The sequence below is a fragment of the Synechococcus sp. KORDI-49 genome, from assembly GCF_000737575.1.
Taxonomy (GTDB): domain Bacteria; phylum Cyanobacteriota; class Cyanobacteriia; order PCC-6307; family Cyanobiaceae; genus Parasynechococcus.
Map to the genome: position 1 here is coordinate 1,489,603 of NZ_CP006270.1, position 11,956 is coordinate 1,501,558.

The window sequence follows — 11,956 nt, forward strand, 5'->3', positions numbered from 1 at the left end:
GCGGTGGATCACTCCTCAAGTGTTGGCTTGTTGCGACGTTGCCGCTTGAGATCACCGCGCTTTTTCTTGGCCTCCAGACGCCGCTTCACAGCACCCCGACCTGGACGCGTGGCCTTCCGCGACGGAGGAGGGGGCTTGAGGCCCTCCCGCAGGAGATGCGACAGCCGAGCCATGGCGGCTTGGCGGTTCTGCCACTGGGACCGCTCCTCAGCGGCCACGACACGCAGACAACCATCGGACAGCCTTGACCCCAGCCTCTCCAGCAACCGTGCCCGACGGATGGGACCGAGCACCGAGCAGGCCTCCAGATCAAGGAGCAGCTCCACCCTGGAATCCGTGGTGTTCACGCCCTGTCCGCCGGGCCCTGAAGCCCTTGAGAAACGCCATTGCAACTCCCCGGCAGGGATCACCAGGCGCTTGTTGACGACGAGATCCTGCACCATGCATTCACGCTGGCATCTTCCCCCGGCTGCGGAGTTAGCTGGAAACAGTCGGAGGTCGGATCACCATGCCCGTTTGGGTTGATGAGGAACATCGGCAGGTCCGTTACGGACTCGCCGGTGAGGTGCTGGTGGAGAAAACCAGTCCGTTCCAACGGATCACCCTGATCCGCAGTGAGCGCTACGGCAATGCATTGCTGCTGGATGGCTGCTGGATGACGGCCGAGAGGCAGGAACGTCACTATCACGAAGCTCTGGTCCATCCGGCCCTCTGCGGCGCCGAGGCGATCGAGCGCGTGCTGGTGATCGGCGGCGGAGATGGCGGCACCGCCCGGGAGTGTCTGCGCCATCAGGGCGTGCAGCATCTGGACATGGTGGAGATCGACGGCGAAGTTGTGAATCTGTGCCGGACCCATCTGCCATCGCTTGGCGGATCCGCCTGGAGCGACCCCCGCCTGCATCTCACCGTGGGGGATGGCATTGCGTGGGCTGCAGACGCCCCGGACAGCAGTTATGACGTTGTGCTGGTGGATGGATCCGACCCCGCCGGCCCGGCAGAAGGCCTGTTCAACCGGGGCTTCTTCGAGCAGTGCCGACGCATTCTCAGACCTGGCGGCGTGTTCGGCACCCAGAGTGAATCACCGGAAGCCTTCCGAGAGGTGCATGTCGCCATGGTGCAACTGATCCGGGAGGTGTTCGGCCACGCGGATCCGATGTACGGCTGGGTGCCGATGTACCCCAGCGGATGGTGGAGCTGGACCTTCGCAGCCAAGGATGGCCCCCGGTATCTCCACAGCGACAGCCAGCGGGCAGCCGTCGTGACCTCCGACTGCGAGATCTGGAGTCCCCGCTGGCAGCAAGGGGCCTTCCAGGCCGTCCCCGCATTCATCGATCGGGAGATCAACCATGGCTGATCCGGACAAGCCGCCCTTGTTCGACAGGAGCGGCACCATTTTCATGGCAGCGAAACGCGATCCCTCCGGCTGCCAGGTTGGGCTCTTCGGGGTGCCCTATGACGGCACCACCTCCTTCCGTCCTGGAACCCGCTTCGGACCAGCAGCCATCCGTGAGGTGAGCCAGGGACTGGAGACCTACTGCCCCCAGCTGGATCGGGACCTGGAGGATCTGAGCTTCGCCGATCTGGGAGCCGTGGAGATCCCCTTCGGAGCCCCCGAGCCGGTGCTGGAGCTGGTTCGTCAGGCCACAGCCACGGTTCTGACCCAGGGACTACGGCCCTTGATGCTCGGTGGAGAACACTCGATCAGCTCCGGCGCTGTGGCCGCCGTGGCGGAACGGCACCCCGATCTGGTGCTGGTGCAGCTCGACGCCCACGCTGACCTGCGCGACAGCTGGCTGGGGACACGGCACAGCCATGCCTGTGCCATGCGTCGCTGTCTGGACGTGCTGCCCAGCGGACAGCTGTTGCAACTGGCGATCCGCAGCGGCACCCGAGAAGAGTTCCAGGAACTGAAGGCCAGCGGTCGTCGGATCACGGATGCAGAAGCGTTGCGGCAAGCCCTGACACCACTGCAAGGGAAACCGATCTATCTCACGGTGGATCTGGACTGGTTTGATCCAGCGGTCCTACCCGGCACAGGCACACCGGAACCCGGAGGCTTCCACTGGCGGGACTTCGCCGCCGTGATCGAGATCCTGCAACACCATCAGCTGGTGGCGGCCGATGTGGTGGAACTCGCTCCGCAGCTCGACACCAGTGGGATCAGCGCTGTCTTGGCCGCCAAGGTCACCCGCAGCCTGCTGCTGCTGCTCGGAAACCGTCAATAGAAGTGCCGCGCCTGGCTGCGCTGCTGCCGCAGCCGCTGGTGCTGCTTCAGCAGCAGATCGAGCACGAGGGTGGGATGCCGATGAATCAAGGTCAGAAAACCGGTCCGATTCAATCGGATCAGCGCCAGCGGAGTCAGTGCCCTTGCATCACGACTGTGATATTCGGTGGCCGCAACGAGATCTTCGTAGAAGAAGAGTTCACCAGGCCCGTAACGCATGCGATTGCGAGGGCCACTGCTGAGCTCCACGAGGCCTCTCTGAACGACGTGGATCGCCTGAACCGGCTCTCCCCTCCGAAACACCAACGCACCGGTCGGAAGGGTGAGGCGGTCCCCCTCAGGGTGCTCCTCCATCAGCTCGAGCGGCGTCGCTTTGGTGCCGGAAGCACTCAAGTCCAATCAAATCCAAACAATCATCTTCTGATCATCTCTGCTTTTACAAGGTGAGCAGGAGCACACATGTGCAAATTGGTTCGGTTTCTTGAGTCGGCCTCAAGCCAAGGCCCGGTCAAGTTCCAGCTGATGGTCCATCTCCTGGACAACGGCGGCGCCGATCCTGGGCAGCTCCGGCGACCTTGGCGTCCAGTGGTGACAGACCACCAGATCAGCCACCTCAGCGTGAACCTCCAGACGGCGCAAGCGGCACCAACCGGCAGCAGCCGCTCCTCCACCGGAGCAGTGCTGACAGGTTCGGCAACAGAGCCGCATGGACACGGGGAGATCCCCTGAATGAAAGCTCAGGGTAAGGACGGTTCAGAAAATGGACGAAGTCAGCACACGAATTTCCGGTTTCACTTCCAACTGCTGAAGCGGTCCATAAGATTGCGCGTCGCCACTGATGGGCCATGGCACTCCTGCGTACCCCGCTCCACGACCTCTGCCGCGAGGGCGGTGGCCGCATGGTCCCCTTTGCCGGATGGGAGATGCCGGTGCAGTTCAGCGGATTGATTCAGGAACACAAAGCTGTCCGTGAACGGATGGGGATGTTCGACATCTCCCACATGGGCGTCCTGCGACTGGAGGGCCCGAAGCCCAAGGATGCTCTGCAACAGCTCGTCCCAACCGACCTTCACCGCATCGGCCCGGGTGAAGCCTGCTACACGGTGCTGCTCAACGACCGCGGAGGCATCCGCGACGATCTGATCGTCTACGACCGCGGTGCCCTGGATGCTGATCGCGGCTCACTTGTTCTGGTGATCAACGCGGCCTGCGCCGACAACGACACCGCCTGGATCCGTGAACGGATGGAACCGGCTGGACTGACGGTCACCGACAGCAAGGCTGACGGTGTGCTGCTGGCCCTCCAGGGTCCGCAGGCCATCCCCCTGCTGGAACGTCTCAGTGGCAGCGATCTGAGTGGGCTTCCCCGCTTCGGGCACCGAGACCTAACCCTTGAAGGGCTGAGTCAACCGGTGTTCACGGCCCGGACGGGGTACACCGGTGAGGACGGCGCGGAGCTGCTGCTCAGCGCCGCCGACGGGCCGAAGTTCTGGAAACAGCTGCTGGAGGAGGGCGTCACTCCCTGCGGACTGGGAGCACGGGACACCTTGCGCCTCGAAGCAGCCATGCATCTCTACGGGCAGGACATGGACGCTGACACCACCCCCTTCGAAGCAGGGCTGGGATGGCTGGTGCACCTCGAAATGCCTGCGGACTTCGTGGGCCGGCAGGCGCTGGAACGGGCTGCCGAAGTCGGCCCGTCCCGACGACTGGTGGGGCTGAAACTGCAGGGACGCGCCATCGCCCGCCATGACTACCCAGTGCTGCACAACGGCGAACACATCGGCATCGTCACCAGCGGAACCTGGTCTCCGACCCTTGAGGAGCCCATCGCCCTGGCCTCGGTGCCACCGGCGCTGGCCAAAGTCGGCACCGAACTGAGCGTTGAGATCCGCGGCAAGGCCCAACCCGCCACCGTTGTCAAACGGCCCTTCTATCGACGGGCCTGAGGCGGGCCTGAGCTATGGGAAACTCGCCTGTCACCATCTGAGACACCCCATGCGCAGCAACGGTTGCGGCGACCTGCGCGAGCAGAACATCGACGACGCTGTGCAGCTCTGCGGCTGGGTGGACCGGCGTCGAGACCACGGCGGGGTGATCTTCATCGATCTGCGCGATCGCAGCGGCACCGTCCAGATCACAGTGGACCCTGACCTCGGGGCCGAGGCTTTTGCCGTTGCGGAACACCTGCGCAGCGAAACCGTGCTGCAAGTGAACGGCAAGGTGCGGGCCCGACCAGCGGAATCCCTGAACGACAAGCTGGCCACCGGTGCCGTGGAGGTGCTGGCCAGCGGCATCACCGTGCTGAACAGCGTGAAGGGCAATCTGCCTTTTCCGGTGTCGGTGCACGACGAGGAAAACACCCGCGAGGAGTTGCGGCTGCGCCATCGCTACCTGGATCTGCGCCGCAAGCGCATGAACGACAACCTGCGTCTGCGGGCCCAGACGATCCAGGCGGCCCGCCGCTTTCTCGAGAGCGAGGGCTTCATTGAGGTGGAAACCCCGGTGCTCACACGCTCCACCCCGGAAGGCGCCCGCGATTACGTGCTGCCCAGCCGCGTCTGCGGTGGCGAATGGTTCGCTCTGCCCCAGTCACCCCAGCTGTTCAAGCAGCTGCTGATGGTGGGCGGCATCGAGCGGTACTACCAGGTGGCTCGCTGCTTCCGCGACGAAGACCTGCGCGCCGATCGCCAGCCGGAATTCACCCAGCTGGACATCGAGATGAGCTTCATGGACCAGGAGCAGATCCTGGAGCTGAACGAATCCCTGATCTGCTCCATCTGGAAGGGTGTGAAGGGCATCGAACTGCCGAGGCCATTCCCGCGCATGACCTGGCATGACGCCATGGAGCGCTACGGCACCGACCGACCCGACACCCGTTACGGCATGGAGCTCACCAACGTGAGCGACATCGTCAAGGACATGGGCTTCAAGGTGTTCAGCGGTGCCGTCCAATCCGGTGGATCGGTGAAATGCATCGCCGTCCCCGGCGGCAACGACGCCCTCTCCAATGTGCGGATCAAGCCCGGCGGCGACGTGTTCAGCGAAGCCCAGAAAGCCGGAGCCGGTGGCCTGGCCTTCATCCGCGTGCGGGATGGCGGCGAGATCGACACCATCGGCGCCATCAAGGACAACCTCAGCGACGAGCAGAAGCAGGAGCTGCTCAGCCGCACTGGCGCGGAACCCGGAACGCTGCTGCTGTTCGGAGCCGGAGACACCGCCATGGTGAACAAGGCGCTCGACCGCGTGCGCCAGTACCTGGCCAAGGAGCTGGGGATGGTCAAGGCCGAGCGCGACAACGACCAGTGGAACTTCCTCTGGGTGGTGGACTTCCCGATGTTCGAATTCAACAGCGACGAAAACCGCTACGAAGCGCTGCACCACCCCTTCTGCGCACCGAACATCCAGGATCTCGGCAGTGATCCGACCCAATGGGCAAGCACTCTGCCCTCAGCCCGTGCCCAGGCCTACGACCTGGTGCTCAATGGTCTGGAACTGGGCGGTGGCTCCCTGCGCATCCACGACTCCGCCTTGCAGCGCCAGGTGCTGCAGACCGTCGGTCTGCCCTTGGAGGCAGCCCAGGAGCAGTTCGGCTTCCTGATGGATGCTCTCGATGTGGGCGCCCCACCTCACGGCGGCCTGGCCTTCGGAGTGGACCGCATGGTGATGCTGCTGGCCGGTGAGGAATCGATCCGCGACACCATCGCCTTCCCCAAGACCCAACAGGCCCGTTGCCTGATGACCAGCGCCCCCGGCGGCGTGGCCGACAAGCAGCTGGAGGAGCTGCACGTCGCCAGCACCTGGGTGGATCCCGACACAGAAGCCTGAGCAGATCCCGAAGGGATTCGGCGCTTTTCTCGCACCGGAAGAATCCAGAGGGAACAGTGAAGTCGGATACCTCTGCTTTGCGCTGTTGCCCCGCCAACCCCGACGGACAGGGGAAACCCGTGAACGCCGCAGCCGCAGCACGACGGATCTGCTGCGGCTGTACCTGCAGGACATCGGCCGCGTTGATCTGCTGACCAATGAGGAGGAGGTGACCCTGGCGCGCCTGGTGCAACAGCGTGAAACGCTGCTGCACCAGCAGAAGGATCTTGCCGAGCACGATCCCGCCATCAGCGAGCTGCATCGCCTGGAGGAACTGCAGCGACGCGAAGCGAATCAACACAGCCACTGGCCGACTCGACAGGAGTGGGCCAGGGCCGCAGGGATCAGTCTTCAGGAACTGCAGAACAGGCTCGAGACCGGCTATTCCGCCTGGGCGCAGCAGGCCTCTCTGGAGCCGAAAACGCTCAGAACGGCACTGCGTGAGGGGAGACGGGCCAAGGACCACATGATCCAGGCCAATCTTCGCCTGGTGGTGGCCGTCGCCAAGAAATATCAACAACGGGGCATGGAACTGCTGGATCTGGTGCAGGAAGGCACCCTCGGCCTGGAACGGGCGGTGGAAAAGTTTGATCCCACCCGTGGCTTCCGCTTCAGCACCTATGCCTACTGGTGGATCCGTCAGGGCATCACCCGGGCGATCGCGACCCAGAGCCGCACCATCCGACTGCCGGTGCACGTCACCGAGAAATTGAACCGCATCAAACGGGTACAGCAGGAAATCGCCAGCAACGAGGGGAGGATTGCCTCAATCTCCGATCTGGCCCGTGAACTGGGTCTCTCGGAAGACACCGTGCGGCAGACCCTGGCGCGGGTGCCCCGATCGGTCTCACTCGACACCCGTGTCGGTCGCGATCAGGACACGCAACTGGGGGATCTCATCGAAGACGGCAAGGCCACTCCGGAACAGACCCTCACCCACGATGAACTGCACAACGACCTGGAGCACCTGCTGGATGAACTCACCAGCCGGGAGGCCGCTGTGCTGCGTCGACGCTTCGGACTGGAGGACGACACGCCCCAGACCCTGGCCCAGATCGGGGAGCAGCTCAAACTCTCCAGGGAGAGAGTGCGCCAGATCGAAACCCGTGCCCTGCTGAAACTGAGGCAGCCCCAGCGCCGCAGCAAGGTTCGCGATTACATCCAGGGCTTGGATTCCTGATCCACAATCCCATCGTCATCACACCAGCAACCATGGGCGCTTCCATCGACATCGGCATCAGCGCCCAGCAACGTCAACAGATTTCCGAAGGTCTGAGTCGGGTGCTGGCCGATACCTATGTGCTTTACGGCAAAACGCACGGCTTCCACTGGAACGTCACTGGACCGATGTTCAACACGCTCCATCTGATGTTCATGGAGCAGTACACGGAGCTGTGGACTGCCCTCGACGAGATCGCAGAACGGATTCGGGCCCTCGGAGTACCGGCACCATTCGGCAGCACCCTCAGCGCCTTGGCCTCGCTTGAGGATTCGTCCAGCCTCACACCAGCAGCGATGCAGATGGTGCGCGAACTGGTAGACGGTCACGAGGCAGTGGCGCGAACGGCCCGCAGCGTGTTTTCAGTGGCTGATGAAGCCAACGATCAGCCCAGTGCTGATCTGCTCACGCAGCGCCTGCAGATCCACGAAAAAACCGCCTGGATGTTGCGCAGCCTGCTAGAGGACTGAACGGATCGTTGCCTGGGGCTCTGGAGACCAAGGGCGACGAAAGCTACCGTAAAGAATCGCCAGGCAGGTCATGGCCAAATTCGTCTTCATCACCGGTGGTGTCGTCTCCAGCATCGGCAAGGGGATCGTGGCCGCAAGCCTGGGGCGACTGCTGAAATCCCGCGGGTACAACGTCTCGATCCTCAAGCTGGATCCCTACCTGAATGTGGATCCGGGCACGATGAGCCCGATCCAGCACGGTGAGGTGTTCGTCACCGAAGACGGCGCCGAGACCGATCTGGACCTTGGTCATTACGAACGCTTCACCGACACCGCCATGTCACGCCTCAACAGCGTGACCACGGGATCGATCTACCAGGCGGTGATCAACAAAGAACGACGAGGCGACTACAACGGCGGGACGGTGCAGGTGATCCCCCACATCACAGGGGAGATCCGCGAGCGCATCCACCGGGTGGCAGCGAACAGCAATGCCGATGTGGTGATCACGGAGATCGGAGGCACGGTTGGCGACATCGAATCGCTCCCCTTTCTCGAAGCCATCCGTGAATTCCGGGGGGATGTGGGGCGCCGCGACCTTGCCTACATCCACGTCACACTGCTGCCCTTCATCGGAACCTCCGGAGAGCTGAAGACCAAACCCACGCAGCACTCGGTGAAGGAGCTGCGATCCATCGGCATCCAGCCCGATGTGCTCGTCTGCCGCAGCGACCGAAAACTCGGTGAGGAGATGAAGCGCAAGATCGGAGGCTTCTGCGGCGTCCCCACACGAGCCGTGATCCCATCCCTGGATGCCGACAGCATCTATGCCGTTCCTCTCAACCTTGAGGTGGAGGGGCTCTGTCGCGAAGTGCTCGACGTGCTGGATCTCACCGATCACGACAGCGACATGGACGGCTGGGCTCAGCTGGTGCACAAACTCCGCAACCCCGGCCCGGCGGTGAAGGTGGCGCTGGTGGGCAAGTACATCCAGCTGAACGATGCCTACCTCTCAGTTGTGGAGGCCCTGCGGCATGCCTGCCTCACCCAGGACGCCTCCCTGGACCTGCACTGGGTCTGTGCCGAACAGATTGAGAGTGAGGGTGCCGATGCACTGCTGCGCGGCATGGACGCGGTGGTGGTGCCGGGAGGCTTCGGTAATCGAGGAGTCGACGGCAAGATCGCTGCCATCCGCTGGGCCAGGGAACAACGGGTGCCTTTCCTCGGTCTCTGTCTCGGCATGCAGACCGCTGTGATCGAGTGGGCGAGGAACCTGGCTGGCCTCACGGAAGCGACGAGCGCTGAACTCGATGCCGGCACCCCTCACCCGGTGATCCATCTGTTGCCGGAACAGCAGGATGTTGTGGACTTGGGGGGCACCATGCGTCTCGGGGTTTATCCATGCCGCATTGCACCGGAAACCCTGGCGCATCGCCTCTACGACGATGAAGTGGTCTACGAGAGACATCGTCATCGTTATGAGTTCAACAATGCTTACCGCAACCTGTTCCTCGAATCCGGTTACGTGGTGAGCGGCACCTCACCGGACGGTCGCCTGGTGGAACTGATCGAACTGAAAGGACATCCCTTCTTCACAGCCTGCCAGTACCACCCGGAATTCCTTTCACGCCCTGGTCGGCCCCATCCACTGTTCCGAGGCCTGATTGAGGCAGCTCAACAACGCCTGCCAGCATCTCCAGTGGAGGCACTGAAGACTCAGCGATGAGTCCTCCGGATTCGCTTCCCGTTGTGGAGACCTTCCACTCTCTTCAGGGTGAGGGGCATCACTGCGGACGCAGTGCCTTCTTCATCCGACTGGCTGGATGCAAGGTGGGCTGCACCTGGTGTGACACCAAGCATTCATGGCCTCTGGAGAACCATCCTCGACGGAGCATCGATGCCCTTGCACAGGAAGCCGTCGAAGCCGCACGCAATGGCGCAGCCTTCACGGTGATCACCGGAGGAGAACCCCTTCACCACGACCTGTCACGCCTGACAGACGCTCTCGCGGAACATGGCAACGAAACACACCTGGAAACCAGCGGTGTCGACCGCCTCAGCGGCTCTCCGGACTGGATCACACTCTCGCCCAAACGCCACTCTCCTCCGCGCACAGAACTGCTTCAGCGTTGCGACGAGCTCAAGGTGATCGTCCATGAACAGGACGATCTCAGCTTCGCTGAGGAGATGGCCTCAGAAACGGGTCCTGGAACCGTGCTTCTGCTGCAACCGGGTTGGCAAAGCGAAGACGGTCAACGCCTGTCCATTGAGCATGTGCGGTGCCAGCGTCGCTGGAAGCTCGGACTGCAGACCCATAAATGGCTGGGACTGCGGTAGCGGGAAAGAGGCCGATCCCCCAATTGGGGAAAAAAAGCATGCTTTTACCCCCCAAATGGGGGTACAAAAAGCCTGCTAATGCCAAGAGGCTGGGGTCACGCTTCAGACCCTGAAAGGTCGAACAACCATGACAGCTTCGAACTCACCGATGAGCCAGGTACAGGCCAGCCGCCTGGGTCGATCCGCCATCACCTTCTTTGTCCAGCCAGAGTCCAAAGCCTCGATACGGGCAGCGCTCGCCGATGGTGGATATGGAACAAGCTTTCAACAGGGCATCGTCAACCTGCTGAACGAACTGATGGAGAAACAGAACAGGGAACCGATCACCTGACCCCGTAAGACGGCTAGGGTCGAGATGAGTGTCGCAACGATCAAGTTCAGCAGCTCTGCGCAAGGACTACACAAGTGCCATGATTCCATCGATTGCAGAACTGATCAGCCCTGAATTAGCAGGAGCAAGTGCACGCATCTTTGGAGACGACAGCGAAGTTGTTCGCATTTATATCCATGACGAGAGTGGCGACACCTACATCGGAGGCGGCAGCGTCGGGCCTCAGTGGATCACCACCATGGCAATCGACGATGAACGATACAACTGGATCTTGAATGTTTTCCAGAAATTGGATCAACAACTTGATCTAGATTTCGTCGAAAGCAACACACCCAATGGCAGTCAGATCAATATTTACTTTGACACTGAAATCGAAGTCGGCGGATCAGGAACAACACTGGGCCTGGCACTCAGCAACGAGGGACGACGTCGATCCTGGTGGGAAATCGTCATCAATGCTCCCGTGCTGGCCAATGACCAGGATTATCTCGACTTTGCCATCGTTCACGAACTCGGGCATGTCATGGGCCTGGAACACCCTTTTGACAACAGCGATGGGGACGTCGCCGGAGAACGCTTCGGTGATCCGGATGCATCGGAGACGACAATGTCGTACACCCGGCCAGACGAAGGATGGCCTGACTTCTATTCCGACGCTGACCTCACAGCAATGGCAGCCATCTGGGGACTGGAGGATGACAGGGGAGAGGACTGGCTAATCGGCGACCGACACGGCAATGCCCTGCTGTTCACGGCCGACGCCGCCAATGAACGCTTGCGAGAGGAACGCAGCGGTGATCTTGTCATTGGACAGGCTCCTGGGAAGCCACCGGAACCCATCCTTGCCCTTGATCAGAATGGAACACAACTTCAGATCAATCAACTGGTCAACGCTGGAAGCTGGCAATATCGCTGGGAAAATGAATCCGACTGGACAACGCAAGTCAATCCGATAGACCGTCATGCCAGTGTGCTGGAATTACACAGTGACGGCAGTGACAGCCTGACACTCACCAATGAAGCAGCACAGGCACTGGAGGTACGACAAGTAGATCGCTGGGAGCGAGCCTCAGAAACAGTGATCCGCTACGCCGGCATCAACCAGCTGAGTGAAACAGCGCCGGAATCAGTCGCTGATGTGATCACTGAGCCGGATGAAATTACGAATTGGCAATCAGACTTCAATGCCGATGGAGAAACTACAGCGTCCCTGGAAGGTCACATTCTGCTACGCCATCTTCTGGGAACATTTCCTGGAGATGCTCTGATTCAGGGCATTCAGGGGCTCGCCTCCGAAAACCATATGCTGGTTGGAAGCGACACAAACGCCGGACAACCCGAGGCCTGGCTAGAGCAAGGAAAAGCAGTCGGCGGCTTCGGAGGAGACAACAACCAACCCCTGAATGCCCTGACCGAAGGATTGGCATTCATCCAAACCATCTGACTTTCGGTGATCTGGATCACCCAAGGAACGGCTTTGATATGGTATTAGTCGGAAAGCAAGTGAAACTTTGGTTAAAAGATATTGA

13 protein-coding genes are annotated in these 11,956 nt (G+C 61.5%); 10 read left to right on the forward strand and 3 right to left on the reverse strand.

Annotation, left to right across the window (positions count from 1 at the left end; all coding sequences use genetic code 11):
* Positions 1-8 precede the first annotated feature (8 nt).
* A complete protein-coding gene (gene arfB, locus KR49_RS07645; RefSeq protein WP_043693672.1) occupies positions 9-443 on the reverse strand; it encodes an alternative ribosome rescue aminoacyl-tRNA hydrolase ArfB in 435 nt (144 codons plus the stop codon).
* A gap of 65 nt (positions 444-508) precedes the next feature.
* Here arfB and speE point away from each other — a divergent pair, with 65 nt between their 5' ends.
* Together speE and speB are read left to right on the forward strand one after the other, a co-directional pair.
* On the forward strand, positions 509-1,354 hold the full coding sequence (gene speE, locus KR49_RS07650; RefSeq protein ID WP_043693676.1) for a polyamine aminopropyltransferase: 846 nt from the start codon (positions 509-511) through the stop codon (positions 1,352-1,354).
* Complete coding sequence (gene speB, locus KR49_RS07655) at positions 1,347-2,225, forward strand: agmatinase (protein WP_043693678.1); 879 nt, start codon at positions 1,347-1,349, stop codon at positions 2,223-2,225. The genes speE and speB overlap by 8 nt, the downstream gene beginning before the upstream one ends.
* Here the strand turns inward: speB and KR49_RS07660 are convergent.
* Together KR49_RS07660 and KR49_RS13325 are read right to left on the reverse strand one after the other, a co-directional pair.
* The gene (locus KR49_RS07660) at positions 2,219-2,617 is read right to left on the reverse strand and encodes a cyclic nucleotide-binding domain-containing protein (RefSeq protein ID WP_043693681.1); all 399 of its coding nucleotides are present in this window, start codon (positions 2,615-2,617) and stop codon (positions 2,219-2,221) included. The genes speB and KR49_RS07660 overlap by 7 nt on opposite strands.
* Before the next feature lie 99 nt (positions 2,618-2,716).
* Positions 2,717-2,932, reverse strand: a complete 216-nt coding sequence (locus KR49_RS13325) for a hypothetical protein (RefSeq protein WP_253912865.1) — start codon at positions 2,930-2,932, stop codon at positions 2,717-2,719.
* Between the two features lie 137 nt (positions 2,933-3,069).
* Here KR49_RS13325 and gcvT point away from each other — a divergent pair, with 137 nt between their 5' ends.
* From gcvT to KR49_RS07705, 8 genes are all read left to right on the forward strand, one after another.
* On the forward strand, positions 3,070-4,173 hold the full coding sequence (gcvT, locus tag KR49_RS07670; protein WP_043693688.1) for a glycine cleavage system aminomethyltransferase GcvT: 1,104 nt from the start codon (positions 3,070-3,072) through the stop codon (positions 4,171-4,173).
* A gap of 49 nt (positions 4,174-4,222) precedes the next feature.
* Positions 4,223-6,052, forward strand: coding sequence for an aspartate--tRNA ligase (gene aspS / locus KR49_RS07675; RefSeq protein ID WP_043693691.1), 1,830 nt, complete (start codon positions 4,223-4,225; stop codon positions 6,050-6,052).
* A gap of 85 nt (positions 6,053-6,137) precedes the next feature.
* Positions 6,138-7,271 carry an RpoD/SigA family RNA polymerase sigma factor gene (locus KR49_RS07680; protein WP_043693694.1) on the forward strand — a complete coding sequence of 378 codons (1,134 nt, stop codon included), beginning with the start codon at positions 6,138-6,140 and terminating at the stop codon, positions 7,269-7,271.
* 32 nt (positions 7,272-7,303) lie between these two features.
* Positions 7,304-7,780 (forward strand): Dps family protein, encoded by a 477-nt coding sequence (locus tag KR49_RS07685; RefSeq protein WP_043693698.1) that lies wholly within the window; start codon positions 7,304-7,306, stop codon positions 7,778-7,780.
* Between the two features lie 70 nt (positions 7,781-7,850).
* On the forward strand, positions 7,851-9,485 hold the full coding sequence (locus KR49_RS07690; protein ID WP_043693701.1) for a CTP synthase: 1,635 nt from the start codon (positions 7,851-7,853) through the stop codon (positions 9,483-9,485).
* Positions 9,482-10,096, forward strand: coding sequence for a 7-carboxy-7-deazaguanine synthase QueE (locus KR49_RS07695; protein ID WP_043693704.1), 615 nt, complete (start codon positions 9,482-9,484; stop codon positions 10,094-10,096). Before KR49_RS07690 ends, KR49_RS07695 begins: the two co-directional genes overlap by 4 nt.
* Before the next feature lie 127 nt (positions 10,097-10,223).
* Positions 10,224-10,427 carry a hypothetical protein gene (locus tag KR49_RS07700; protein WP_156957159.1) on the forward strand — a complete coding sequence of 68 codons (204 nt, stop codon included), beginning with the start codon at positions 10,224-10,226 and terminating at the stop codon, positions 10,425-10,427.
* 79 nt (positions 10,428-10,506) lie between these two features.
* Positions 10,507-11,871 (forward strand): hypothetical protein, encoded by a 1,365-nt coding sequence (locus tag KR49_RS07705; RefSeq protein ID WP_043693710.1) that lies wholly within the window; start codon positions 10,507-10,509, stop codon positions 11,869-11,871.
* Positions 11,872-11,956 lie beyond the last annotated feature (85 nt).